The organism is Agrobacterium salinitolerans (assembly GCF_027498475.1).
Classification (GTDB): domain Bacteria; phylum Pseudomonadota; class Alphaproteobacteria; order Rhizobiales; family Rhizobiaceae; genus Agrobacterium; species Agrobacterium salinitolerans.
In genome coordinates, this window is the sequence record NZ_JAPZLN010000006.1 from 82,731 (window position 1) to 108,019 (window position 25,289).

The window sequence follows — 25,289 nt, forward strand, 5'->3', positions numbered from 1 at the left end:
TCATGCAACGGACTTGATGTATCTGCCGCGCGGCACTAGGAGACGTGAGGAACGGCCCCCTGTCTAGGGTGCAGTCGGTGCCGATCTCCGCTTCGGGGGCGCTTTGCGAAATCTCCTGCGGCTGCACCATCCTCCGCGCCAGCCTGCGAAAATTTTCGAAAACCGCCGCTATGGTGAATTCGCTCTCATGGCCTAGGGATCACCGCTTGGGCCGCCGATTCCCTCGATTCAAGAAATCAAACGGCTTCGCTTCGATGCTTCAAATGAAACCGAGAGGTAAGATAATAAAATCAGAAAGTAACAGACACCTCCCATAGTCGCGACTGTTAGCGATCGAGTCATTTCATGCTGACCAAGATCATTGCGATACAGTGGGGAATAAACAATGCGGAAGACGGCAGGATCTTTCGGGATCATTTTTCTGATGGTCCAGCCAAGCAAAGCTGCGCCGCTCTCGTTCGCTGAATTTAACCAACTCGCTCGCGAATGCGCACCTTCAGTCGCTCCATCGACGCTTGGAGCGATTGCGAAGGTTGAAAGTCAGTTTGATCCGCTCGTGCTGCATGACAATACCACCGGCGAAACTTTACATGGCAAGAATCCGGCGGATGCTACGCAAAGCGTAAACAATCGCGTCGCAGCAGGGCATTCAGTCGATGTAGGCCTAATGCAAGTGAACTCGAAAAATTTCGCGAACTTGGGCTTGACTGCCGGCAATGCAATCAACCCTTGCGTGTCCCTGTCGGCGGCGGCGGACCTGCTCGTACGGCATTATAGTGGCGGCGACACGGTAGAGTCAGAACAACTTGCCATCCGGCGAGCAATTTCGGCTTACAATACCGGCAACCCGACACGCGGCTTCGCGAACGGCTATGTGCGGAGGGTCGAAGTGGCGGCTCAGCTACTCGTCCCCCCGCTGGCTCAGTCGGGGAAAAAAGGCGACCGTGATGAGCGGAGTCCAGAAGAACCCTGGAACGTCTGGGGTTCATACGACCGCTCCCACTCAGCAGTCGGTTCGTCCGCGCCGCCAGAGGCGCAGCAGCCGAATGAGCGCAAATCCCCCGAACAAGATCAAGTTTTCGAACCGAATGATGGAGATGCACCATAATGGCATGGCTTGAAGGATACCGCGCACCGTCGAAATTCCGTGGCCTCTGGCACAGAGCTGTGCGCCTGCTGGCTCCGCACGTGCCGAGCGTCACCGGCGCGATCGGCTGGAGCTTGTTTTTCTGCGAGCCAGCTGCCGCGCAGGCCGCTGGGGGCACTGACCCCGCCACCATGGTCAACAATATCTGCACGTTTATTCTCGGTCCGTTTGGTCAATCGCTCGCCGTTCTTGGTATCGTAGCCATCGGGGTATCGTGGATGTTCGGCCGAGCTTCCCTTGGTCTGGTAGCAGGTGTTGTTGGCGGGATCGTTATCATGTTTGGAGCCAGCTTTCTCGGCCAAACACTGACAGGGGGCGGGGGATGAATGCCGATCTTGAAGAAGCCACACTCTACTTGGCGGCAACGAGACCTGCATTGTTCTTTGGGGTACCGCTGACGCTTGCTGGAGTTTTCATGATGTTGGCGGGGTTTCTCATCGTTGTTGTGCAGAACCCCCTCTATGAAATTGTTCTCTTGCCGCTGTGGCTTGGAGCGCGGCTCATCGTAGAGCGGGACTATAACGCGGCAAGCGTGGTCTTGCTGTTTCTCCAGACGGCAGGGAGAAGCGTTGACGGCCATGCGTGGGGCGGCGCGAGCGTCAGTCCCAACCCCATCAGAGTGGCGTCGCGAGGAAGAGGAATGACGTAATGTTCGGAGCAAGCGGACGGACCGAGAGATCTGGGGAAATCTACCTGCCTTACGTAGGGCACCTCAGCGACCATGTCGTTCTTCTAGAGGACGGTTCCATCTTGACCATGGCGCATATCAGTGGCCTTCCCTTCGAACTGGAGGAAGTAGAGGTCCGAAATGCGCGCTGCCGTGCCTTTAACACGCTCTTTCGCAATATTGCCGATGATAACGTCTCAGTATATGCCCATCTCGTCCGTCACAACGATGTGCCAGTACCGCCGGTACGCCATTTTCGCAGCACCTTCGCGTCAAGCCTAAGCGAAACGTTCGAGCGGCGTGTTCTGTCTGGTAAACTGTTTCGAAACGACCACTTCCTCACGCTCATTGTCTCTCCTCGCACCGCTCTCGGTAAAGTGGGAAGCAGATTCACCAGGCGCTATGGGAAGAACCCAGGCGATCTTGCGCATCAGATCCGACATCTGGAGGATCTTTGGAACGTTGTCGCTGGCGCGCTTGATGGGTATGGACTTCGTCGACTTGGCATCCGAGAAAAAAATCAGGTGCTTTTCACGGAAATTGGTGAAGCCCTTCGCCTGATAATGACTTGTCGTTTTTTACCGGTGCCGGTCGTTAGCGGATCCCTCGGCGCCTCAGTTTATACCGACCGGGTCATCTGCGGCAAGCGTGCCCTCGAGATTAGAGCGCCGAAAGATCGTTACGTTGGATCTATCTTTTCATTCCGCGAGTACCCGGCAAAGACGCGGCCCGGAATGCTTAACACACTCCTGTCATCAAGTTTTCCGCTCGTTTTGAGCCAGAGTTTCTCTTTCCTCACACGTGCACAGGCTCACGCCAAGCTCAGCCTCAAATCGAACCAGATGACTAGCTCCGGTGACAAGGCGGTCACCCAGATCGGTGAACTCGCCCAAGCAGAAGATTCATTGGCCAGTAGCGAATTCGTCATGGGTTCGCATCATCTCAGCCTTTGTGTCTATGGCGATGATCTCGATACCCTTGCCGACTATGGTGCGCGAGCCCGCACGAGCTTGTCGGACGCGGGCGCGGTTATCGTGCAGGAAAGCATTGGAATGGAGGCTGCATACTGGTCTCAGCTTCCAGGAAACCACAGATGGCGTACCCGTCCCGGAGCGATCACTTCACGCAACTTTGCCGGCTTGGTTTCATTCGAGAACTTCCCTATCGGAAGGAAGTCGGGCCATTGGGGAGGTGCGGTTGCTCGTTTCCGTACAAACGGCGGGACGCCCTTCGATTATATTCCGCACGAAAACGACGTGGGCATGACCGCGATCTTCGGGCCGATTGGCAGGGGAAAAACGACACTTATGACCTTCATCCTGGCGATGCTTGAGCAGAGCGTGGTTGACCGCAGCGGGACGATCGTTTTTTTCGATAAGGATCGTGGCGGTGAACTGCTTGTGCGCGCCACCGGGGGCACGTACCTCACGTTACGACGAGGTGTCCCAAGCGGCCTTGCACCTTTGCGCGGCCTAGAGGATACGGCAGCGGCGCGGGACTTTCTCCGCGAGTGGATCGTGGCGCTGATTGAAAGCGACGGCAGGGGGGGAATTTCGCCGGAGGAAAATCGCCGCTTAGAGCGCGGTATCCAACGGCAACTTTCGTTTGAGCCTAACATGAGATCCCTTGCGGGCTTAAGGGAGTTCTTATTGCACGGGCCCTCCGAAGGTGCGGGAGCTAGATTGCAGCGGTGGTGCCGAGGCAACGCTCTTGGCTGGGCGTTTGACGGCGAATCGGACGAAGTGAAGTTAGATCCTTCGATTACGGGCTTCGATATGACCCATCTCCTCGAATATGAGGAGGTATGCGCGCCGGCCGCAGCATACCTTTTGCATCGAATAGGAGCGATGGTAGATGGCCGACGCTTCGTCATGAGCTGCGATGAGTTTCGTTCCTACCTGCTTAATCAGAAATTCGCAGCAGTCGTCGACAAGTTCCTGCTGACCGTCCGGAAGAACAACGGAATGTTAGTTCTTGCGACGCAGCAACCCGAGCACGTACTTGATTCACCATTGGGCGCAAGCCTCGTAGCACAATGTATGACCAAAATCTTCTACCCATCACCCACTGCAGACCGCTCTGCTTACATAGACGGGTTGAAGTGCACCGAGCGAGAATTTCAGGCTATTCGCGAGGAGATGGCGATTGGCAGCCGCAAATTTCTGCTGAAGCGCGAGAGCGGAAGTGTTGTGTGCGAATTCGATCTGCGCGACATGCCGGAATACGTCGCCGTACTATCCGGGCGTGCCAATACGGTGCGTTTTGCCCAGCAGTTGCGCGAGACGCATGGAGAGGAACCCTCTGCCTGGCTGGAAAAATTCATGACGCGCTACCATGAGGCACAGGATTGATCTGGAGTTCGAAGTCATGAATATTACGAAGCTCGTAATAAACGCACTTTTCATATGCCTTGTTCTGTCGGGGACTGCCAAGGCGCAGTTTGTTGTCAGCGACCCTGCAACGGAGGCCGAAACGCTGACGACAGCGATCAATACTGCGGCGAACCTCGAGCAATTGATCACGATGGTGACAATGTTGACCTCGCCCTTTGGCGTCACCGGCATGTTATCAGCGATCGACCAGAAAAACCAATATCCCTCTGCCGGCCAACTCGACAAGGAAATGTTTTCGCCGCAGATGCCTGCTTCGACAACTGCGCGTGCAATTACCTTAGATGCCGATCGCGCAGTCGTGGGCGACGACGCTGAAGGAAATCTTTTGCGACAGCAGATTGCAGGCGCCGCAAATGCTGCCGGTGTCGCGGCTGACAATCTGGATGCAATGGACAAGCGCCTTGCGGCAAATTCTGAGACATCGGGCCAGCTCTCCCGCTCACGCAATATCATGCAGGCCACCGTCACCAACGGTTTGCTTCTCAAACAGATCCATGACGCAATTATTCAAAACATTCAGGCGACCAGCCTGTTGACGATGACCACCGCACAGGCGGGGCTGCACGAGGCGGAGGAGGCGGCGACCCAACGAAAGGAACATCAGGCAACTGCGCTTATATTTGGCGCCGCTCAACTGCACTGATCCGCTACTGTTCATTCAGGGCCCTCTTTCTCCGTAGAAAATCGAAGCTAAATCCAGGTAAGGGCAATGAATTTTAGCATTCCTGCGCCTTTTACGGCGATACATACGATATTCGACCTCGCCTTCACCGTCGGGCTGGACACGTTGCTTGGGGACATTCAACGGGCAGTCAGCGCTCCTCTCGTGGCCTGCGTGACGCTATGGATCATTGTCCAGGGCATCCTCGTAATGCGTGGGGAAATGGACGCACGGGGCGGAATCACCCGGGTAATCATGGTATCGGTAGTTGTTGCTCTTATCGTTGAGCAGGCGGAATATCATGATTACGTTGTCTCGGTTTTCGAGGATACGATTCCGAATTTCATTCAACAGTTCGGTATCAGTGGGCTTCCTTTGCAGACGATTCCTGCTCAGCTCGACACGATGTTTTCACTCACGCAAGTAGCCTTTCAGAAGATTGCTTCTGAAATTGGGCCGATGAACGATCAAGACATCCTCGCCTTTCAAGGCGCACAATGGATTTTCTATGGAACGCTTTGGACTGCGTTTGGAATCTACGATGCCGTCGGAATCCTCACCAAGGTGCTATTGGCGATCGGTCCATTGATGCTCGTTGGCTATCTCTTCGATCGCACTAGAGACATGGCCGCGAAATGGATCGGCCAGCTCGTCACTTATGGCATACTTCTGCTTCTTCTAAACATAGTGGCAACTATCGTGGTTCTGACGGAAGCGACGGCACTCGTGCTAATGCTCGGGGTTATCACTTCTGCTGGCACAACGGCGGCCAAGATAATAGGCCTCTATGAACTCGACATGTTCTTTCTGACCGGCGACGCCTTGATCGTCGCTCTTCCGGCAATCGCCGGGAATATTGGAGGGAGCTATTGGAGCGGTGCGACGCAAACGGCCGGTAGCTTAAATCGCCATTTCGCCCGGACAATCCGCCGTTAGTCCCAGCTTCACAAATGGAGGATTTCCTTGAAGTACTTTCTATTGTTTTTGATCATCGGCTTGGCGTCTTGTCAGACAAGCGATCAGTTGGCGACTTGTAAGGGGCCTATTTTTCCGCTGAACGTCGGGCGATGGCAGCCTGCTCAGTCGGACCTTCAGCCTACCAACGCAGGAGAGGCTAATGAACGGCTCTGAATACGCGCTGTTAGTAGAGCGGGAAGCATTGGCGGACCACTATAAGGAAGTAGAAGCATTTCAGTCTGCACGTGCTAGATCAGCTCGGCGAATCTCTAGAGCCTTGGCTGCTTTGGCTGTCATTGCAGTCGCAGGAAACGTGGCGCAGGCCTTCGCTATCGCCGTCATGCTTCCGCTGAACAAACTTGTTCCAGTATATCTGTGGGTGCGCCCAGACGGTACAGTTGACAGTGAGGTATCTATTTCGCGGTTGCCGGCGACGCAGGAGCAAGCGGTCGTGAATGCGTCTCTATGGGAGTATGTTCGTCTGCGGGAGAGCTACTCGGCGGATACAGCCCAATACGCCTATGATCTGGTCTCGAGCTTCAGTGCCCCAACGGTGCGTCAAGATTATCAGCAGTTCTTCAATTACCCCAGTCCTAGCTCCCCCCAAACCATCATTGGTAAGCGCGGAAAGCTGGAAGCCGAGCACATCGGCTCAAACGAACTTATGACTGGCGTCCAGCAGATCCGCTACAAACGCACTCTCATCATGGAAGGGCAAGCTCCAATAGTAACCACCTGGACCGCAACGGTACATTATGAAACGGTAACTAACTTGCCCGGCCGATTGAGGCTGACAAATCCAGGCGGCTTAATCGTTACCTCCTATCAAACTTCGGAAGATACCGTTTCGAACACGACGCGGAGCCAGCAATGATCAAGAATTTGTTTCTGGGCCTGGTTTGTATCCTCTTTGTAACCAGCGGCGCGAACGCGGAAGACACGCCAGCGGCAGGCAAACTGGATCCACGTATGCGCTATCTCGCCTACAATCCCGATGAGGTTGTGCACCTTTCAACCGCTGTTGGAGCCACATTGGTCGTAACATTTGGGTCCAATGAAGCGGTGACAGCCGTCGCCGTTTCCAACAGCAAAGATCTCGCTGCGCTCCCACGCGGCAATTATCTGTTTTTCAAGGCCAGCAAAGTGCTGCAGCCGCAGCCTGTGATCGTCCTTACCGCAAGCGACGCAGGAATGCGGCGCTATGTTTTCAGCCTCGCGACCAGAACGATGTCTCGGCTCGATAAAGAGCAGCCTGACCTCTACTACAGCGTACAGTTCACTTATCCTGCCGACGTTGCCGCTGCTCGCCGAAAAGAAGCGGAGCAGAGAGATCTTGCGGATCGGATGCGGGCGCAAGCACAATATCAGCGTCGAGCCGAGGACTTGCTCGAGCGTCCGCCAGCAGGTGGCAGCACAGATGCGAAAAATTGGAGCTATGTCGCGCAAGGAGACCGCTCGCTATTACCGCTCGAGGTTTTCGACAACGGGTATTCCACGACATTTCGCTTTCCCGGAAACGTGCGTGTACCTTCAATCTACGTGATTAACCCAGATGGCAAGGAAGCCACGGCCAACTATTCAGTTAAGGGAGATTACGTTGAAGTAGCATCAGTTTCCAGGGAATGGCGTCTGCGGGACGGCCATACAGTACTTTGCATCTGGAATAAGGCATATGACGCCGTCGGACGGAAGCCGGGCACTGGCACAGTCAGACCCGATGTAGTGCGCGTGCTGAAGGAGACGAGGTGATGGAGGACGTGAATGCCCAATCCAGAGAAGGTATCGACGCGCCCGGATCCCTCGTCACCGATCCTCATGGCCGGCGCCTCTCGGGGTCGCAAAAGCTCCTTGTTGCGGGTTTAGTCCTGGTACTGTCGTTGAGCCTCATTTGGCTCGGGGCGCGTTCAAAGAAAAGGACCGAGCCGTCTCCACCAAACACAATGATCGATGCCAACACGAAGCCCTTTCGGCCGGCCCCGATTGATATTCCCGCCAAACCGGCAATGACACCGCCAGCTGCGGAAGCAACGGTTTTGCCGTCGGATCAACATCAGCGAGAACACAACGAACTGAGGCCCGAAGAAACACCGATCTTTGCCTACAGCGGAGGTGATCAGAATGGTGTCAAATCCGCCCCACACGCTGATATTCAGAACGGTGGCCAAGACAATAGAAACGCCAACTCCCTAGCCGCGTCGGAGGATTCTGCTGAGAACGATCTCTCTGTGCGCTTGAAACCGACAGTGTTGCAGCCTAGCCTCGCTATACTTTTGCCGCACCCAGATTTCACTGTTACGCAAGGAACGATCATTCCCTGCATACTGCAAACCGCCATTGATACAAATCTGGCAGGGTATGTGAAATGTGTACTTCCTCAAGACATACGCGGAGCAACCGGAAATGTTGTGCTTCTGGATCGCGGAACGACAGTTGTCGGCGAAATCCAGCGTGGACTGCAGCAGGGAGACGCCCGCGTTTTCGTTCTCTGGAATCGCGCGGAGACGCCCTCACACGCCGTCGTCTCTCTTTCCTCCCCGGGGGCCGACGAACTCGGCCGTTCCGGACTGCCGGGTACGGTCGACAATCATTTCTGGAAACGCTTTAGCGGGGCCATGCTCCTGAGTGTCGTCCAGGGCGCAGTCCAGGCGGCAAGTAGCTACGCAGGGAATTCGACCGGCGGGACCAGCTTCAATAGTTTCCAAAACAATGGCGAACAAGCGGCCGATACGGCCCTAAGGGCGGCCATAAACATTCCCCCAACCTTGAAAAAAAATCAGGGTGACACGGTCTCGATCTTCGTCGCGCGGGATTTGGATTTCTCAGGAATCTACCAGCTTCATATGACTGGTGGATCGGTGAAACGTCGGCATCTGCGCTAATGCACAGATAGCCAAAGCTGCGAGATGCATCCAATGGAAGTAAATCCGCAATTGCGCGCCCTTCTTAACCCAGTCTTGCAATGGCTCGATGACCCGAGGACTGAAGAAGTTGCCATAAACGGACCGGGAGAAGCCTTTGTACGCCAAAGTGGCGTCTTCACGAGGTTCGCCGCACCGTTCTCTTATGATGATCTCGAAGACATCGCCATTCTAGCAGGGGCATTGCGAAAACAAGATGTCGGCCCCCGCAACCCTCTTTGCGCTACCGAGCTCCCAGGTGGCGAGCGGATGCAAATCTGCTTGCCGCCAACGGTACCCTCTGGCACCGTGAGCTTGACAATTCGACGACCGAGCAATCGTGTCTCTGAATTGGGGGAAGTCTCGGCTCGCTACGATGTTCGTCGATGGAATCAGTGGCAAATCCGGACGCAGCGACGAGATCAACTAGACGAAGCGATTCTGCGCGACTACGACAATGGCGATCTGGAATCATTTTTACGTGCATGTGTTATCGGTAAGCGGACGATGTTGCTTTGTGGGCCGACCGGAAGCGGCAAGACCACGATGAGCAAGACCTTGATCAGTGCTATTCCGCGGGAAGAAAGGCTGATAACCATTGAAGATACGCTCGAACTCGTCATTCCACATGAGAACCACGTCAGACTGCTCTACTCCAAGAGTGGGGCAGGGCTAGGTGCAGTGACTGCGGAACAGCTGCTCCAGGCAAGCCTTCGGATGCGGCCTGACCGAATATTGCTCGGTGAGATGCGCGACGACGCGGCGTGGGCGTACCTGAGTGAGGTGGTCTCAGGCCACCCCGGATCGATTTCAACCATACATGGGGCGAATCCCGTCCAAGGCTTCAAAAAGCTGTTCTCACTTGTGAAGAGCAGTGTGCAGGGGGCATGCTTGGAAGATCGCACACTGATTGACATGTTGGCAACGGCAATCGATGTCATTGTTCCCTTCCGTGCTTACGGCGATGTTTACGAAGTGGGCGAAGTATGGCTCGCCGCCGATGCCCGCCGACGCGGTGAGACGATAGGGGATCTTCTAAACCAGCAATAGAGCCGCACGGAGGTCTGCTCGCGCAGATTTTAAAGCGTTACAAGTGTAGCGCGCTGCAGCAACTCCTGTCATCAATCTGAAACCTTCCGTTAGCATTTTTGTCATGCACGGCTTGGCCGAAATTTTGCCGAACTACCCTCATAGTGAGAGAAAATGATCAGGTTGAGGCTGAGACGTACATCCTCTGCTTGCACGAATCTATCGATTCTGCAGAATCCCATACGGAGGCGAACTGGTGAAACATGTTCTTGTCATCGATGACGATGCCGCGATGCGCCATCTTATTACCGAGTATTTAACGATTCATGCCTTAAGGGTCACCGCGGTATCAGATAGCCAGCAATTCAACCGGGTACTTGCATCAGAGACGGTCGATGTCGTCGTCGTGGATCTCAATTTAGGGCGTGAAGACGGACTTGAGATCGTTCGCAGTCTCGCCACAAAATCCGATGTTCCAATTATAATCATCAGCGGTGATCGCCTTGAGGAGGCGGATAAAGTGGTGGCGCTCGAGCTGGGAGCAACGGATTTTATCGCGAAACCTTTCGGAACGCGCGAGTTCCTAGCACGCATCCGTGTCGCATTACGCGTGCGACCGAATGTCATGCGAACCAAAGACCGGCGTTCATTTTGTTTCGCCGGCTGGACACTTAGTCTCAGACAGCGGCGATTGGTATCCGCACAAAATGGCGAGGTGAAGCTTACGGCAGGGGAATTCAATCTGCTCGTCGCTTTCCTGGAAAAGCCACGCGACGTGCTTTCCCGAGAACAGCTCCTCATCGCGAGCCGAGTGCGTGAGGAGGAAGTATATGACAGAAGCATTGATGTTCTCATTTTGAGGCTCCGCCGAAAGCTTGAGCAGGATGCAGCGAGCCCAAACTTGATCAAAACTGCCAGGGGTGCCGGCTATTTCTTCGACGCTGATGTGGATGTTTCCTATGGAGGTCTGATGGCGGCCTGAAGCAGCGACGCATATGCCTTTTTCGATCTGATCCTAGGACGCGGACTCGTTAATTGAAGCGATCCAGATTCTCGTCGCGGCAAGTTTGAGCCCGGCAAGGTAGTTGTCAGCACGTCTGTCGTATCGTGTTGCCAGACCACGCATCTGTTTGATGGTTGAAGAAACGCTCGATCAGATTGCGCTGGCGATAGACCCAACGGCTGAAACTGAAGGTCTGTTTTCGGTTGGCCTTGGCGGGGATGTTTGCCCAGCATTTGCGTTGCTTGGCGAAGTTACGGATCGCGTCGGTGTCATAGGCCTTGTCGGCAAGCAGTGTCGTTCCGGGCCGAATGTCACTCAGCAGCTTTTCGGCCATAGGAGCATCGGCGGCCTGACCGGCGGTCAATGCCAGTCGAACCGGCAAACCATCAGCATCGACGAGCGCGTGGATCTTTGTCGTCAGGCCGCCACGCGAACGTCCCATGCAAGGATCGGCAGATCCCCCTTTTTTTCGTTTGCACCATGCTGGTGAACGCGGACGCAGGAAGAATCGATCATGACGATCTCTCCGGCATAATGCCTTGAAACAGCGCCGGGAAGGCGATCCCAGACGCCTGCCTTGCGCCAGCGAGAGAAGCGATTGTAGAGCGTCGTGCGCGGACCATAGCGCTCCGGTACATCACGCCAGGATGAACCTGTCCGGAAACGCCATAGGATACCATTGATCACCCGGCGGTCATCCACGCGCTCAACTCCACGGCTGTTGGTCGGCAGCAAAGGGGCGATAACCGCCCATTCCTCGTCGGTCAGTTCGTGACGGCGCATAACAATCTCCTTTCCAGGAAATTGAATCACACAACGTCATCAACATGAACCCCGTTATGGGGACACAGCCTAGAGTGAGCTGGCTGTGTTGTAGCTGGGTAGGGGCTGCCTCATTGCCTGCTGTCGAATACAATACCGCCGTCAAGTGACCGGCCTCATCATATTAGCGTTCTTTTCTTATCTTCTCTTCGGCAAAGAAAGATGCAAGTGCGGCCGTAGCCAGTTTGTGGCCAAAAGCCCTGGCGGTCTCCAATCTCAATGGATCAAAGTGATTGCGTGCGACTTCTAACAGCGATACCGGGAACATGCGAGAAGTCAGGACAACGATAGGTTTTTCGACTACTTTTGAGATCGGGTAGCTTTGAGGCCCCGTGCTAAATGATCCGTCCGCCAACATGTTCTCAAAATCGGCGAGCGCACGGCGCAAGATCATCTGCAGCGCCTTGGTAGCGCTGTACTGCAGAATCAAGTTGTCATATATCTTCGATACCTCAGGAGCGGGGGGGCGTGCCGAAAGAAAGACCTGGACTTTTTCCGGCGGCGCAGTCGAACTCAAGGCGTCCGCCGTTAGCATTGATTGCCGATCGAAGTTGTCACGACGTTTGGCGGCGATAGGAGGCGCTGGTCGTTTTTCCTTTCCGGCTCTTTCAGGTAATTGCGAAGGCGCCAAGTTTTGCGAGGAAAGAGCTGGGATTGGGTGAACGATCGGTCGCGCGGCAGCAAGCCGTCTTGCTTCACCGACAGACAAAGCAGGTTTGCGGATCCCCATCTTCAATTCCCCAAGGTATCGCCAATCAATTCTGAAATTGTTACGAGTTCCTCCATCGCAATTCTGAGGTTCCGCTCAAGGAGGCGCATCGTCGGATCATTTGTCGTGTTCAGCAATGTGAGATGCAACATGCCACGCTCTTTCATTGCAGCGAACGCGTCTCGTTCATGCATTGGAGATTGTACGACAGGCAGATTCACCAGCATGTCTGACATCGCGCGTTGTGACGTGGTTAATCGGCCAACCGGGACTCGCTGGCGTAACACGGCGGTCGGAATCACTAAGTTCTCGCTCAGCAGCAGCTCGACAACATAACGATATGTCGAAAGTGCCTCATCGATATCCAGCGGCGTTAACATTGTCGGGATCAGAAGCAGGTTTGAGCTAGCGATGATTGTGTTATTGAGCTCGCTCGAACCACCATGCGTATCGGCCAGCGCATAATCAAATTCCTGAAGCTCGGCGTCCTCATAAGCCGCTTCAAGAAGCGACATTTCTTCTGCAGCGTACACCTCGCAGGATGTATCCCAGGTGTTGCTACGCATCGCGTTTTCTTTCCATCGCGTTAACGGCCGGTTCTCGTCCGCATCGAAGAGAGCCACTCTTTTGCCGTCTCTTGCAAACGCAGCGCAAAGGCCCATGAGCGCCGTGGTTTTGCCGGCGCCTCCTTTAAATGAGCAAAATGTCAGAAGTTTCATAAGTTTATCCTGGCGACGTTGTGAACGAAAGTGCGTCTGTATCATTGTTTGTATGTGTGACTGTCTGTATAGCGAAATTATCAGGAGTATATTTCAATTGCATTGAAGGATAGTTGCAAATGTAACTATATAGATCCGAATATGAACAGTATATTCTTGAATTTATTCTGTTGGCGGCTAGGCTCCCTCAGTCTCAACTGGAGAATTTCACTCCGGAACAAATCCAGATCATTCCGTTTTCTATGGAGCAAGCCATGTCGCAAAGCGAAAAATCCACTTCAAGTGACATTGTCGACCGGCGTGAAGGCCCGAAGATTGAAGGTTTCAAGGTCGTTAGCACTCGTTTGCGATCGTCGGAATATGAGAGCTTCTCTCGCCAAGCCCGTCTGCTGGGGCTCTCCGACAGCATGGCCATAAGAGTTGCGGTTCGCCGCATTGCCGGCTTTCTCGAAATCGATGCAGAGACTCGTCAGATGATGGAAGCCATTCTTCATTCAATAGGAGCACTCTCAAACAACATTGCCGCGCTGCTGTGTGCCTATGCTGAAAATCCGACAACGGATTTGGGCGCTCTGCAAGCTGAACGAAACGCTTTCGGTAAATCGTTCGCTGATCTCGACGGTTTGCTCCGTTCCATTTTGTCCGTATCACGGCGACGGATCGACGGTTGCTCCATGCTGGCGGACGCCTTGCAGCATTAACGTAGCACTTGGGGGAATCTGTTGGATGCCCGATCGGTCTCAAGTCATCATCCGCATTGTGCCGGGAGGTGGGACGAAGACCCTCCAACAGATTATCAACCAGTTGGAGTATCTATCTCGGAAGGGCAAGTTGGAGCTGCAGCGTTCGGCCCGACATCTCGATACTTTCGTACCACCGGATGAAATCCGCGAACTCGCCCTAAGCTGGGTTCAAGAAACCGGGACTTATCACGAAAGTCGGCCAGACGAGGAAAGGCAACAGGAGTTGACGACCCACATTATTGTAAGCTTCCCTGCCGGTACAAGTCAGGTAGCAGCTTATGCAGCGAGCCGGGAGTGGGCAGCCGAGATGTTTGGGTCAGGCGCAGGGGGAGGCCGATACAACTATCTTACAGCCTTTCACATCGATCGCGATCACCCACATCTGCATGTGGTCGTTAATCGTCGCGAACTTTTGGGGCACGGCTGGCTGAAAATATCCCGGCGCCACCCCCAACTGAATTATGACGCCTTGCGCATTACAATGGCCGAGATTTCACTTCGTCATGGCGTCGTCCTCGAGGCGACGAGCCGAGCTGAGCGCGGCATCTCGGAGCGGCCGATGACTTTTGCCCAGTATCGACGCCTGGAGCGGCAGCAGGCCAATCAAATTCGTTTCGAGGATATTGATTTCGAAGAATTCTCGCCTGGGGGAAACGACGGAGAACCGGATCAATCTTTTAATTCTTCGTACGGTTCGCTGCCTCAAAACGTGTCAGAAAACTTGCGACGAAACGGCGGTCTGCAATCGGTGTCTGAAGTACGTTCCCGGGCACTGATCGGATCGAACGGCAACGGTGTCACGCCCGATCGTGTATCATCTGGAAACGATTCCCGTTCTCAATCCGGCAGCGATAAAGCCTTTGTGGACGATGGCAACTTGAGGAACGGCCCTCTCACCATCGCCGGAGACGGCCAGGATCTTGAAGGCCGTTCTGGCATGCATCGTTTGGCAACCGAACCCGTCACGCACACAACAAGCGAAGATGATGTTCGGCAACGGCCTCATCGAAAACGGCCTCGCGGTGATGAGGAAGAGCAGAGCGGCGCAAAACTGACCAGGGTAGACGGAATTCGGACGGGAGTGACAATCAGCGCCGTACCGGTTGCCCAGGACGATCCGATTACATCGCCGATCCAGCCCCCTGGATCAAATCCGTTGGATGACCCGGGGCAGACCAACATCGCTACGGACGCATTGCCTCCGACAGCCGATCGCCGGCAGCAGGGAGAGCCAAATTCTAAGCGTCCTCGTGATGATGACGCCGAGCCGAGCATTCGTAAGCGGTCAAGGGACGGGCGCAGCCAAGGGGATGAGGGAAACAGAAGGTAGAAAAGGATCGATCATGGCAGATGAAGAATTTCGTCGAGACTTCAGCCGCTCCGCTACGTTGAACTCGAATAACGAAGGCGCTACAGGCGCACCAATCCCGGATACATCGGTGTCGACTGCCTTCCGACAAAACCGCAGAGAACACTTAACGACCAGTTCCTTACGGCCATTAATTACTGGTGGGGCCGGCGACCTTCCAGGCACTTCCCCCGAAAATCAACGGCCGACAACCCATGCCCCGAATACAGCAGAAATACTCCCGGTGAGATCAGCCGAAGCTCCGGCTGGCCAATCAGCGGTCTTTCCGAGGAGCAAGGGGTATTTTCGTACGGCCATGCAATACCTGCGGGAGATTGAAATGCAGTCCACTGCCAGGGCGGACCACGAGGCGACGTCGTCGTCACGTTTTGGCAAGGGGGAAAGAAAGCAGCTGCGCGAACACGAGCAAACCGGTGATCAAAGTGAATCAATGGCGAAGCGGAGTACCAGCTCGGGAATGCAGGTGGGAACTATTGCCGCGTCTTTGGCTATGAAAGATAGCTCGACCGCGACGCCGGCTTCGCAAGGGCCGCACCGGTCTGGGATGGAGCTGGATAATATCGAAGGGACTGGAGAGAGCCGTACGCAATCTCAGCACGAAATTGCGACACAACCTATTGCCACAAGCGCTTTTGGTTCAGGTCATGATGTGATCATTCCTGGAGAGGGCCAGCCTGAAGAAACATTCGACGGCGCACCATATTGGATGGTAGAAAGCGGGGATAGCGAGACCAATAGCCTTCCGTCGATCCAACAAGGCTTATCTTGGCCAGGGTTAGATGACCTTGATTTGCTCGCCGACAGCAGTTCACCGCTCAGTACTCAGGTTGTTCCTCCTGACGTAGCCGCTACGAATTTAAGCACTGAGGCAGGGTCCGCCAGCGTCGAAAGCACCCAAATCCTCGCCGACAGTGCCTATTCCGACGACGCGACCGAAACCGGTGGCCAAACAGCTTCAGGATCGATCCATGAAGGTTCAGTTCGTTCGCTTGGCTCACCGGAGGAACGCTTCGACGCCTTTCCCGAGTTGACCGACGAGGACTTGGCGCAGATTGACGCATTCTCGCGAGCCCGCTCTCCTTCGAGGCGAGATGCTGCGCACGCTATTCATGCGGTCAGCTTGGATGATGCCTTCTCACGCAAGGATCTTGCCGCGGGCCACGACGGCCGGCTTACGAATCCTGCGTTCCGTCAGGAGGCTTCTCTGCAGGAATCGAGCCCATCAGAAACGAAGTCCGACGACTTCCCGGAATTAACCGACGAGGACCTGGCACGGATCGACGCACTCTCCGAAGCCCGCTCAACTTCGAGGCTGGATGTTGCACGCACTATTCATGCGGTCAGGTTGGAGGCCTCTCGGCAGGACCCGAGCCCATCAGAAATGAAGTCCGACGACTTCCCCGAATTGACCAAAGAGGACTTAGCCCGGATCGACGCACTCTCTGGACCCCGCCCGACTACGGGGCGGGAAGGTGCGAACACTATTCAGCCAGTCAGGTTGGACGATGCTTTCTCAGCCGAAGATTATACCGTGGGCCGCGGCGGCCGGCATACGAATCCTGCGTTCCATGAGGAAGCTTCTCGGCAGGACCCGAGCCCATCAGAGATGAAGTTCGATGGCTTGCCGGAGTTGACCGACGAGGATCTGGTAAGGATTGACGCAATCTCTGAACCGCGCTCGAAGAGATCTCGCTCCGAGCAGGTTGTCGGGGGAAAATCTCATAGGCTCAAACTGAACGAGGCTATCGAGGAGGCGGGCTCGCCCACTACCGTTTCGGGAACAAGCGCCGCCAGGGCGGCACCTATCACGCTCGAAAGCGGAGTACCTAGGTTGCCGCAGGCTACCCATACGGAACTTCCTGGCTCGGACGTTGCGGGTCCACTGCGGATCGGGAAGGCGTCGTGTGCCGATATACGGCGAGATGTTTCGGATAAAGGGAAACGAAAAGTCTCGTCAGATTATCAGATTCAGCAAGGTCCTGGCGCGTCCTATGCTTACCAGCCGCGACGCATGCCGACGGAAGCGATTTTCGATGCTGAACGGCTTGGTGACGAAGTGCTCATCGGGAATGAGCCAGTTCCGCGGTGGCCTTACCCCTGGGAGCACGTTGTTCGTTTTGAAACAGGCAAGCAGCTCTTCGAAAGATTGCAGAAGTGGCCGACTGCGGAGGAGTTGGAAAACAGTGTGATCCTCGTCAAAGCGGATAGCGCGCAACGATCCTATATGCCCCGAAATCAGCTGCTCTTGCATCTCGGATCCGAAAAGTATTACGAACGAATGAAAGCGCTCGGTCTATCCGATAATACCTTCAGCGGATTGAAGTCCGATAGCAAATATTTTTATGATACACCTGCTGGACCACGGGTAAGTGAACATGATTATGAGTTCCCGCGGCAGGCAGGCGTGCATAATCCAGAGGTGATGGTTCAGCATCATAGCGGAACCTTCTTCGCGTTTTGGCCAAAACTTCTCAGGCTGGAAAAGCTTGCGACAGTAACGAATACGTATGGCGCGGAAAATGTTTGCCTCAAATCGCCAGCCAATGCTTACATGACGCCGGAAACCTATAATTCCAAGGTTGCGAACGGCGCCGAAAACCTTTTCATCGAGTTCCTACGTCCCGCTCCTGTCCACGACCACCTGCGGGAACCTGGAACTTCAAACGCAAAAACTGTTGACGGACGAAACGAAGATCGCGCGCAACAGGCCGACCGGTTAGCAGATCAGTCGATGGGCCGGAACGGGGACGGCCGTGACGCGCAGGGTGGTAAGAGAACCTTGGAACCGCGCGTGCGCGAAAGGTATGGGCTGTAGATCCAGCTGCCCGTAAAGCAAACAGCCGTCCAATAGGATAAACGGAGCGTGGTCACGTGATGAATTCAGGCAAGTACACGCCAATAGGCCTGGCTGCGAGCATAGCATGTTCATTGGCCGTGGGGTTTTGTGCGGCCAGTCTCTATGTCACATTTCGCCATGGCTTTACGGGCGAAACGATGATGACTTTCAACGTTTTTGCGTTCCTGTACGAGACACCGCCTTATTTGGGATACGCAAGTCCTACGTTCTATCGCGGACTAGCCATCATCGTTGCGACGTCAACGCTCGTGTTGCTATGCCAACTACTGTTATCGATGCGCGAGCGCGAACATCACGGCACTGCTCGCTGGGCCGGCTCCGGCGAGATGCGGCACGCCAGGTACCTCCGGCGCTACAGTCACGTCACGGGTCCCATCTTCGGCAAGACATGTGGACCACGTTGGTTTGGCAGCTACCTAAGTAACGGAGAACAACCTCACAGCCTTGTTGTCGCGCCAACTCGCGCTGGTAAGGGTGTCGGCGTCGTTATCCCGACGTTGCTAACCTTCAAGGGCTCAGTAATTGCCTTGGATGTGAAAGGCGAGCTATTTGAACTCACATCGAGGGCGCGTAAATCAAGTGGCGACGCGGTTTTCAAGTTCTCGCCCTTAGATCCAGAGCGGCGAACGCATTGTTACAATCCCGTGCTGGATATTGCCGCGTTGCCGCCCGAACGGCGCTTTACAGAAACGCGCCGCCTCGCTGCGAATCTCATCACAGCCAAAGGCAAGGGAGCCGAAGGTTTCATCGACGGGGCACGGGATCTTTTCGTAGCAGGCATATTGAGTTGCATTGAGCGCGGCACACCAACGATCGGTGCCGTTTACGATCTGTTTGCTCAGCCGGGTGAAAAGTACAAACTATTTGCGCAACTCGCGGAGGAAACACAAAACAAAGAGGCTCAGCGTATCTTCGACAATATGGCGGGGAATGACACCAAAATCCTGACATCCTACACATCGGTGCTCGGCGACGGCGGACTCAATCTTTGGGCCGATCCACTCGTTAAAGCGGCTACAAGCACCTCGGATTTTTCCGTCTACGATCTGCGGCGGAAGAGGACTTGTATTTATCTTTGTGTCAGCCCGAACGATCTCGAAGTCATAGCGCCCTTGATGCGTCTTCTCTTCCAGCAGGTTGTATCAATCCTGCAGCGATCGCTGCCACTTGGAGATGAACGGCACGAAGTTCTGTTTCTCCTCGATGAGTTCAAGCACTTGGGCAAGCTGGAAGCTGTGGAGACGGCAATTACGACGATCGCCGGCTACAAGGGCCGCTTCATGTTTATTATTCAGAGTCTTTCGGCTTTGACAGGAACTTATGATGAAGCTGGTAAGCAAAATTTTCTCAGCAATACGGGTGTGCAGGTATTCATGGCGACTGCTGATGACGAGACGCCCAACTACATTTCCAAAGCTATCGGCGACTACACATTCCAGGCTCGCTCAACGTCGTACAGCCAAGCGCGCATGTTTGATCATAACATCCAAATCTCCGACCAAGGAGCACCGCTTTTGCGCGCCGAACAAGTCCGCCTACTCGACGACGATTATGAAATAGTCCTTATCAAAGGCCAACCTCCCCTCAAACTGAGAAAAGTGCGATATTATTCGGATTTCATATTGAAGCGAATTTTCGAAAGCCAACACGGTTCCCTTCCCGAGCCCGCATCTTTGATGTTGCCGGGAGACACAAACCTCGTTGAAGGCAAGCTCGACCAGGGAACAGCCGATACAACTTCGCAAAAACCGGTGCAGATTGAAGAGAACGACCATGGGGAAGTCGTTTCCCCCCAAAACAGAACTGTGGCTGATGGAGTAATGCCAATAGAAGTTCGCCCCCGTTCAAACGAAGTTGATGACGAGCGGGAATACCAAGGCGCGGACGCCGCAACCTCTGAGAAGCTTCCGGAAATTGCTCCGGCTCTTTTGGCGCAGCGCGAACTCCTCGACCAGATCATTTCGCTCCAGCTACGAGGTAGAACAGCCTCCGGCACTTGAAGCTCGATGTGATACCGCTTCGGATCGAGTCTTGTTAGCGCCGTCAGATGTCCCGTTTCGGGAATGCATTACCAACGTTGAAGGTTGCCAATTGATGAGACATCGCCATGAAACCGTCGGGAAGCTCAAAAACTGGATACGCCGGGTCGGCTAGATCCTCGCCCCAGGTTCGCGCAGGGGTTACGCCTGTCCTTCATCCCAAAGAGCCTTGGAACCGTTTTGCTTGCTCCCCATCTGACGGCCAAATGGATCACCGGGAAAATTTATCTGCGCAATTCGCTTACGATGGAATGAGACTGGGCGCAGCCGAGCGGTCCGCGTACGAGACATGGGATAGAGCGGACCGGCCGAGTTGGAAAGACCTGATACTGAGCGCTCGCCTGAACGCGATTGACAGTTTCGCTTGGAATGTCGATGTCGGAGAAAGTACCTCTTCAACTTTTGTTTATGATGGTGTTCCTCTGGCGGAAGGGGAACGGCATGCCTACGAGGAATGGGTGGAGCCGGGACAGCCCAGTTGGCAACAACTCGTTGTGAACGCGCGTATTGAAGAGCTAAACACCTCTGCTGCAATTCCGAATGAGTGTAGTCCCCTTCAAGAGGAATTCCGATCGGAGGCGCCTAAGCGTAAGCGGACAAGCTCCATTGGTCAAAAGAACGGTTTCCCTGAACCATTCGAATTTGATGGGATGAGACTCGGCTCGCCTGAGCGCGAAGCATATGAGAATTGGAGTAAACCGCAACCGCCATCCTGGAAAGACCTGATAGTTGACGCCCGTCTTGACGCAATCGACACCTCCACCTGGCTCAACGAATCAAATGACACCTCGGTCTTCGAGTACGAAGGCGTCCCGCTTGGGGAGGGGGAACGCCTAGCATATGAAAAATGGCTCGAGCCCGCGCAACCAGGATGGGAAGACCTGGTTGTGGACGCACGCGTTGCGGAATTGCACCAGTCTGCTCCGACGTGGTGCGAACACCAACCAGGCAACGACGTTTCTTCCAACGAGTCCGGGCGCATCTCGGGCGTCCCAATTAACGCCGAGCAGGTGTCGCGTGCGTTCTTCGTGTACGATGGAGTGGCGCTCGGAGCAGCCGAGCGCGCTGCGCATGATCGTTGGAGCAGGCCGGACCGGCCCACCTGGGAAGATCTTATCATAGTCGCGCGCCAAGCTGCTATCGAAGGCGGTGCCGTTTCGAATGGGATGATCGGGAAGACATCTTCCTCAGTCTTTTTATACGAGGGAATGTTGCTTGGGGATGCGGAGCGTCAGGCGTACGGACGGTGGAGGCAGCTAGCCCAGCCGCGGTGGCAAAATCTGGTGGTGAACGCGCGCCTGGCAGAGCTCGACCCGGCGGCCTGGATTCCCGATGAACATGATCCGTCTGAGGATGGCGGGGCGACTGGTCTTCTGTCGCAAGCAAGCACGACCAATAAGTCCCGCCTCAGTTTAGGTGATCAACCGGAAGCGCGCTCGCCTAGTCTCGCACGTGAGCCAGCACAACAGCCGACTCACGTGCAAAACCTGACGTGCGCACAATTGGAAGCAAGACGTGCTCTATATTTCGGGCCCTCTGGGAGGGATGCAGACCAAACCGCCAGCATCGCCGACAGTAATCGCCTCGACGAGGTAAGCAAAGTTAAACGGCTGGGTGCCAAGAGCCGTCGAGGCGCTAAAGCAACGGCCTATGACGTAATTTCAAGTGCGGAAAGACTGTCGTCTCACGAGGGTTGTTTGACGGTTCAGTCCACTCAGCCAGAAAAAGCCGCTTGCTCGAGAAGCGACAATATCGGCACTTATGGAAGTCGAAAAAACGAACGAGCTCGGCTTGCGACCGAGACCGGGAAATACGAGTCGGAGCATATTTTCGGGTTCAAGGTTGTCCACGATACCCTGCGCTCGACCAAAGAGGGCCGGCGGCTGGAAAGGCCTATGCCCGCCTATCTCGAATGCAAGGAACTTCATCGACAACATGTTGGTACGGGAAGGGGGCGGACCCGACTGGTGGGGCGCGGCTGGCCAGATGACGCAAGTTACCGCTCGGATCAAAGGGCAACTCTATCGGACCCTGTTGCGTCCACGGAAGGTGCAACGGCGTCAAACGGGTATCAATTAAACCAGCTAGGCTACGCACACCAGCTCGCTAACGACGGGCTGCAGAGCGAAACGCCAGATGGGGTTATCATGCCGCTTCAGGTCGCGACTACTAGCTACAACTATACGGTAAGCCGCGATCCGGTACTTTCTCCGCCCAGTAAAGAGCAAGCTCCGGAATTGTTGCACCTTGGGCCACGTGGCCAGACAGAAGCTGTACTCGCTCGCGAAACAGCATTGACAGGAAGATGGCCAACACGCGAGCGTGAGCAGCAAGTCTATCGAGAGTTTTTAGCCCTTTATGACGTCAAGAAGGACCTGGAGGCCAAGACACTTGGGTTGCGGAAGAAAAAAGCTGCGCTTGTTTCCGCGTTGAACCGGACTGCCGCCTCAATAGGCACTTCACCCTTGAAAGCCCAATCGTCGAGCGCAGAAGTTGAAAAAGCAACTCACGAGTTTGATGAACGACGGGTTTATGATCCGCGCGATCGCGGTCGGGACAAAGCATTACAACGGTGACAAAGCTGGAGATGACCATCGTTAGCGGACTTTGTATCGATGCTTAAAAATGATGGTTCAGCATTTGAACCGCAGGCTGTACTGCTACTCTTTGAAATCCCCCGCAAAAAACGCGCCGTAGTGCAATCGATCGCCAGGGCCTGAATTTCAGTTGAAACACGATGTCCATTCAACGCCTTAAGCGCAGGTGTTAGACTTCGCATATCCTTGATCCGCGTTGGAGTGTGAGTTATGCTCGAAGACGGCCAGAAAATGCAGGAACGCGAGCTTTCGGTCCTCGGTGGTGATAAGACCGAAAGTGCAGCCACCTTACCGAATGACATTTTGGTGGAAGTTGCCAAACATCTGCCGACCGACGATCCAGTCGAAACGGCAGCCAACCTCACAAGCTTTAAACTTGCGAGCCCGTCGGTTCGGGCATCGGTCGATCAGAGCGATGTCGGAACGTTCCACCGAAGCGTAAATCGACTGGGTGCCTCAAGCAAGGCATTGTATGACCTGGCTGTACCCCGGAACGGCTTTGCCGAGTATCCGAACTATCCGGAACCGGACCCTGCTGGCGAGTTTGCGCTGGCGAGCCAGCGCATCAGGACAATTGGTCCAACTTTGAAGTTCCAATCGCCCGCCAGGAAAACAGCGATCGTCAATCACATTCTCAATATGTCGGAAGGCGGTGAGCAGGCGGAGGCGATTATGTCGATGACGTCCCATTTGAGTGACCTCGAGAGGGCCGACAAGAGACGCCTTATCGACAGAGCAATTGAATACTTCAAGGTAGACGGGCCTATCAACTACGACAGTCGCCATTATGCAGCCTACGCGATTGCAGCGGCGCACAACCAGTTGGAACTCGAACACAAGTCACAAATCTTCGATGCAATGGCGAAGAGACCCCAGCTTGCGAGACTCTACGCCGACGAACGCATCCATGCGCAGGAGCATTTGGGGCTTGCGTCGACATCCGAAGGTCCGCACGAGCGGAGCAATAAACAACTGGCCACGGACATTCTTCAGATCGAACAAAAAATCCGCACTGAGCTCCTTCCCGAAACTCTCAGTGCTCACGACCAGATGGTAAAAGCGGAAGGAATCGCTGGATCGATTGAGAAGGCTTACCGCGATGCTCGCGCGAACTTAACCCGGGCACCGCGAGGGAGGTCAAATTCTGATCTCAGCCGGTAGAACTTGGTCTGAATATTCGATTATTTCTCCGACGAAAGCACTTGGTTGACGAGCGAATTTTTAAACGAGCATCGATAAAGCGTGCACAGGGAAGGCCCACCTAATGGTCAGTATAAATAAAAAAGCCCCGCAGAAATCTTCTACAGCGACCACGCGCAATTCTGATGAACGCCTGGTTGATCAGTTAGGGCAGGCGTACCTTGTGGAACGCGAGGCGCAGGAAAGGCGCGCGCGACTTGAAGCGCCGCCGGCGTTGAAAAAATATGCCTCGAAACTGCAACTCCTCAATAAGCTCGATGCAGATTTCCGTGGTGTGATCGCCCACAAGCCGTTTCGCAGCGAGCAACTGCGGGTCGATAGCAATGGAGAATTGACCCATAGTCGGGGTCTCATAAAAAAGAAGAAGAAGGTTTTCATTCGAGATCAAACAACTGGCTCCCTTCGGCTTATTCACTACGAGAGGTCTGACTGGAATAGTGTCCGTCGCTATGACTACGACCAGAACGGCGTGTTGAGCGAGAAACATATCAAAAGCAAAGCCGGTGCCTTCGAAGAAAAATGGGAGCGGGACGAAAACGGTGAACTGATGCGCACCCGATACATCGATCGGCGCAGACTTACTGGACGGGCGTTGCATCCCATTTCCGAGGAAATCGGACGTCCTTATGAGAGTGGCCTGGAGAAGAGGCTTTATCGCGTTTTAACGCGTCGGGAGGGCTCCCAACAAAAGACTTTCGAACGCGATGACAAGGGTAATCTGGAGCTCATTGCAAGCAAACGGATGGGCTATTCGATGTCTTCACAAAAGGCACCGGATCGACAAACATCTAGAACAAGTATCCGCAAGCTTGGCGGAGCTTTCAGTGAATCATATAGATCCCGGCTGGATAAGGACGGCCACGAGTTAGGTCGGGATGTCTCCGCACATCGAAGCCTCCTCAACAAGCGTTCAGCCGTCTACGATGACGCTACAGGGGAGCTAAAGAGCAGCAAGCACACGTTTGGGAAGATATACAAAGCGGAAGCGACATACCTGAACGCCGAAATCAAAGAGGTCTCCAAAAAAATCCTCGGAGTTACGGTCGGTAAAGAATTGAAGACATTAAGTGGACGCGAACTCGAGGCTCAAGTATTACGTGCCGCGGAACGTGCCCTCCATAAACAGGCCTGGCAGCACCCTTCAGCTAACCCCTCGCGGTCGCAGCGGGAAAATACCAACAGTCATCTTGGAAACGAACTTGATGGGCCGCTCGAATCGGATATGACCGTCGTCCATCAAGCCGGATCCGGGTTCGTCGGCGACGATCGCCACGTTCATGATGGCGGTGGATCCAGGTTGAATGAATTGCACGAATCGCGATCGTCGAATGATAGGGAAAAGCTTAGTTCGCCGAGAGCCGAAATTTGCGACCGCTCGATGAATCGGGATCGCACCGGCTCAGGTACTTTGTCGCGATGATAGCTAAACTAGGGGGGCACACACCGAGTTGTCAAGTCGCCCCCCGGCAAATGAGCTCAT

Annotated in this window: 21 protein-coding genes and 1 pseudogene; 19 read left to right on the plus strand and 3 right to left on the minus strand. The window is 54.6% G+C overall.

The window, feature by feature from the left end; translation table 11 throughout:
- The first annotated feature begins 385 nt into the window (after positions 1–385).
- From O9X91_RS20380 to virG, 12 genes are all read left to right on the plus strand, one after another.
- Positions 386–1,108 carry a type IV secretion system lytic transglycosylase VirB1 gene (locus tag O9X91_RS20380; protein ID WP_010900342.1) on the plus strand — a complete coding sequence of 241 codons (723 nt, stop codon included), beginning with the start codon at positions 386–388 and terminating at the stop codon, positions 1,106–1,108.
- The gene (gene virB2, locus O9X91_RS20385) at positions 1,108–1,473 is read left to right on the plus strand and encodes a pilin major subunit VirB2 (protein WP_010900343.1); all 366 of its coding nucleotides are present in this window, start codon (positions 1,108–1,110) and stop codon (positions 1,471–1,473) included. Before O9X91_RS20380 ends, virB2 begins: the two co-directional genes overlap by 1 nt.
- On the plus strand, positions 1,470–1,796 hold the full coding sequence (locus O9X91_RS20390; RefSeq protein WP_010900344.1) for a type IV secretion system protein VirB3: 327 nt from the start codon (positions 1,470–1,472) through the stop codon (positions 1,794–1,796). Before virB2 ends, O9X91_RS20390 begins: the two co-directional genes overlap by 4 nt.
- The gene (gene virB4 / locus O9X91_RS20395) at positions 1,796–4,165 is read left to right on the plus strand and encodes a type IV secretion/conjugal transfer ATPase VirB4 (protein ID WP_077768109.1); all 2,370 of its coding nucleotides are present in this window, start codon (positions 1,796–1,798) and stop codon (positions 4,163–4,165) included. The genes O9X91_RS20390 and virB4 overlap by 1 nt, the downstream gene beginning before the upstream one ends.
- Positions 4,166–4,181: 16 nt before the next feature.
- Positions 4,182–4,850 carry a pilin minor subunit VirB5 gene (virB5, locus tag O9X91_RS20400; protein WP_012476031.1) on the plus strand — a complete coding sequence of 223 codons (669 nt, stop codon included), beginning with the start codon at positions 4,182–4,184 and terminating at the stop codon, positions 4,848–4,850.
- A gap of 66 nt (positions 4,851–4,916) precedes the next feature.
- Positions 4,917–5,804: a type IV secretion system protein gene (locus O9X91_RS20405; protein ID WP_010900347.1), complete on the plus strand. Its 888-nt coding sequence runs from the start codon at positions 4,917–4,919 to the stop codon at positions 5,802–5,804.
- 87 nt (positions 5,805–5,891) lie between these two features.
- A complete protein-coding gene (locus O9X91_RS23910; protein ID WP_371338341.1) occupies positions 5,892–5,999 on the plus strand; it encodes a type IV secretion system lipoprotein VirB7 in 108 nt (35 codons plus the stop codon).
- On the plus strand, positions 5,986–6,699 hold the full coding sequence (locus tag O9X91_RS20415) for a type IV secretion system protein VirB8 (RefSeq protein WP_012476032.1): 714 nt from the start codon (positions 5,986–5,988) through the stop codon (positions 6,697–6,699). Before O9X91_RS23910 ends, O9X91_RS20415 begins: the two co-directional genes overlap by 14 nt.
- Complete coding sequence (gene virB9 / locus O9X91_RS20420; RefSeq protein WP_012476033.1) at positions 6,696–7,574, plus strand: P-type conjugative transfer protein VirB9; 879 nt, start codon at positions 6,696–6,698, stop codon at positions 7,572–7,574. Before O9X91_RS20415 ends, virB9 begins: the two co-directional genes overlap by 4 nt.
- Entirely contained in the window at positions 7,574–8,704 is a 1,131-nt protein-coding gene (gene virB10 / locus O9X91_RS20425) for a type IV secretion system protein VirB10 (protein ID WP_012476034.1), read from the plus strand. The genes virB9 and virB10 overlap by 1 nt, the downstream gene beginning before the upstream one ends.
- A gap of 33 nt (positions 8,705–8,737) precedes the next feature.
- Complete coding sequence (virB11, locus tag O9X91_RS20430) at positions 8,738–9,772, plus strand: P-type DNA transfer ATPase VirB11 (protein WP_012476035.1); 1,035 nt, start codon at positions 8,738–8,740, stop codon at positions 9,770–9,772.
- 235 nt (positions 9,773–10,007) lie between these two features.
- A complete protein-coding gene (virG, locus tag O9X91_RS20435) occupies positions 10,008–10,733 on the plus strand; it encodes a two-component system response regulator VirG (protein WP_012476036.1) in 726 nt (241 codons plus the stop codon).
- Between the two features lie 33 nt (positions 10,734–10,766).
- Here virG and O9X91_RS20440 read toward each other — a convergent pair.
- The 3 genes and pseudogenes from O9X91_RS20440 to O9X91_RS20450 form a co-directional block, all read right to left on the minus strand.
- Positions 10,767–11,537 (minus strand): annotated as a pseudogene (locus O9X91_RS20440) (IS5 family transposase).
- 163 nt (positions 11,538–11,700) lie between these two features.
- Positions 11,701–12,306, minus strand: coding sequence for a conjugal transfer protein VirC2 (locus O9X91_RS20445; protein ID WP_010900354.1), 606 nt, complete (start codon positions 12,304–12,306; stop codon positions 11,701–11,703).
- Positions 12,307–12,308: 2 nt separating this feature from the next.
- Positions 12,309–13,004 carry a conjugal transfer ATPase VirC1 gene (locus O9X91_RS20450; RefSeq protein ID WP_012476039.1) on the minus strand — a complete coding sequence of 232 codons (696 nt, stop codon included), beginning with the start codon at positions 13,002–13,004 and terminating at the stop codon, positions 12,309–12,311.
- A gap of 254 nt (positions 13,005–13,258) precedes the next feature.
- On the opposite strand from O9X91_RS20450, the gene virD1 reads away from it, so the two are divergent.
- From virD1 to O9X91_RS20485, 7 genes are all read left to right on the plus strand, one after another.
- Complete coding sequence (virD1, locus tag O9X91_RS20455) at positions 13,259–13,705, plus strand: T-DNA border endonuclease subunit VirD1 (RefSeq protein WP_012476040.1); 447 nt, start codon at positions 13,259–13,261, stop codon at positions 13,703–13,705.
- A gap of 25 nt (positions 13,706–13,730) precedes the next feature.
- The gene (locus O9X91_RS20460; protein WP_012476041.1) at positions 13,731–15,077 is read left to right on the plus strand and encodes a T-DNA border endonuclease VirD2; all 1,347 of its coding nucleotides are present in this window, start codon (positions 13,731–13,733) and stop codon (positions 15,075–15,077) included.
- 358 nt (positions 15,078–15,435) lie between these two features.
- The gene (locus O9X91_RS20465) at positions 15,436–17,931 is read left to right on the plus strand and encodes a virA/G regulated protein (RefSeq protein WP_269834368.1); all 2,496 of its coding nucleotides are present in this window, start codon (positions 15,436–15,438) and stop codon (positions 17,929–17,931) included.
- A 59-nt stretch (positions 17,932–17,990) separates the two neighbouring features.
- Positions 17,991–19,973 (plus strand): type IV secretion system ATPase VirD4, encoded by a 1,983-nt coding sequence (virD4, locus tag O9X91_RS20470; RefSeq protein ID WP_012476043.1) that lies wholly within the window; start codon positions 17,991–17,993, stop codon positions 19,971–19,973.
- Positions 19,974–20,218: 245 nt separating this feature from the next.
- The gene (locus tag O9X91_RS20475; protein WP_236771576.1) at positions 20,219–22,588 is read left to right on the plus strand and encodes a virA/G regulated protein; all 2,370 of its coding nucleotides are present in this window, start codon (positions 20,219–20,221) and stop codon (positions 22,586–22,588) included.
- Positions 22,589–22,819: 231 nt separating this feature from the next.
- Positions 22,820–23,770, plus strand: a complete 951-nt coding sequence (locus O9X91_RS20480) for a hypothetical protein (RefSeq protein ID WP_077768107.1) — start codon at positions 22,820–22,822, stop codon at positions 23,768–23,770.
- A 103-nt stretch (positions 23,771–23,873) separates the two neighbouring features.
- Positions 23,874–25,229, plus strand: coding sequence for a hypothetical protein (locus O9X91_RS20485; protein ID WP_012476046.1), 1,356 nt, complete (start codon positions 23,874–23,876; stop codon positions 25,227–25,229).
- Positions 25,230–25,289 lie beyond the last annotated feature (60 nt).

Excerpts from the sequence above, each read along its gene's own strand:
- O9X91_RS20380 (WP_010900342.1), top strand. The coding sequence starts at position 386 with ATGCGGAAGACGGCAGGATCTTTCGGGATCATTTTTCTGATGGTCCAG.
- virB2 (WP_010900343.1), top strand. The coding sequence starts at position 1,108 with ATGGCATGGCTTGAAGGATACCGCGCACCGTCGAAATTCCGTGGCCTC.
- O9X91_RS20390 (WP_010900344.1), top strand. The coding sequence starts at position 1,470 with ATGAATGCCGATCTTGAAGAAGCCACACTCTACTTGGCGGCAACGAGA.
- virB4 (WP_077768109.1), top strand. The coding sequence starts at position 1,796 with ATGTTCGGAGCAAGCGGACGGACCGAGAGATCTGGGGAAATCTACCTG.
- virB5 (WP_012476031.1), top strand. The coding sequence starts at position 4,182 with ATGAATATTACGAAGCTCGTAATAAACGCACTTTTCATATGCCTTGTT.
- O9X91_RS20405 (WP_010900347.1), top strand. The coding sequence starts at position 4,917 with ATGAATTTTAGCATTCCTGCGCCTTTTACGGCGATACATACGATATTC.
- O9X91_RS20415 (WP_012476032.1), top strand. The coding sequence starts at position 5,986 with ATGAACGGCTCTGAATACGCGCTGTTAGTAGAGCGGGAAGCATTGGCG.
- virB9 (WP_012476033.1), top strand. The coding sequence starts at position 6,696 with ATGATCAAGAATTTGTTTCTGGGCCTGGTTTGTATCCTCTTTGTAACC.
- virB10 (WP_012476034.1), top strand. The coding sequence starts at position 7,574 with ATGGAGGACGTGAATGCCCAATCCAGAGAAGGTATCGACGCGCCCGGA.
- virB11 (WP_012476035.1), top strand. The coding sequence starts at position 8,738 with ATGGAAGTAAATCCGCAATTGCGCGCCCTTCTTAACCCAGTCTTGCAA.
- O9X91_RS20445 (WP_010900354.1), bottom strand. The coding sequence starts at position 12,306 with ATGGGGATCCGCAAACCTGCTTTGTCTGTCGGTGAAGCAAGACGGCTT.
- O9X91_RS20450 (WP_012476039.1), bottom strand. The coding sequence starts at position 13,004 with ATGAAACTTCTGACATTTTGCTCATTTAAAGGAGGCGCCGGCAAAACC.
- virD1 (WP_012476040.1), top strand. The coding sequence starts at position 13,259 with ATGTCGCAAAGCGAAAAATCCACTTCAAGTGACATTGTCGACCGGCGT.
- O9X91_RS20460 (WP_012476041.1), top strand. The coding sequence starts at position 13,731 with ATGCCCGATCGGTCTCAAGTCATCATCCGCATTGTGCCGGGAGGTGGG.
- O9X91_RS20465 (WP_269834368.1), top strand. The coding sequence starts at position 15,436 with ATGCAGTCCACTGCCAGGGCGGACCACGAGGCGACGTCGTCGTCACGT.
- virD4 (WP_012476043.1), top strand. The coding sequence starts at position 17,991 with ATGAATTCAGGCAAGTACACGCCAATAGGCCTGGCTGCGAGCATAGCA.
- O9X91_RS20475 (WP_236771576.1), top strand. The coding sequence starts at position 20,219 with ATGGATCACCGGGAAAATTTATCTGCGCAATTCGCTTACGATGGAATG.
- O9X91_RS20480 (WP_077768107.1), top strand. The coding sequence starts at position 22,820 with ATGCTCGAAGACGGCCAGAAAATGCAGGAACGCGAGCTTTCGGTCCTC.
- O9X91_RS20485 (WP_012476046.1), top strand. The coding sequence starts at position 23,874 with ATGGTCAGTATAAATAAAAAAGCCCCGCAGAAATCTTCTACAGCGACC.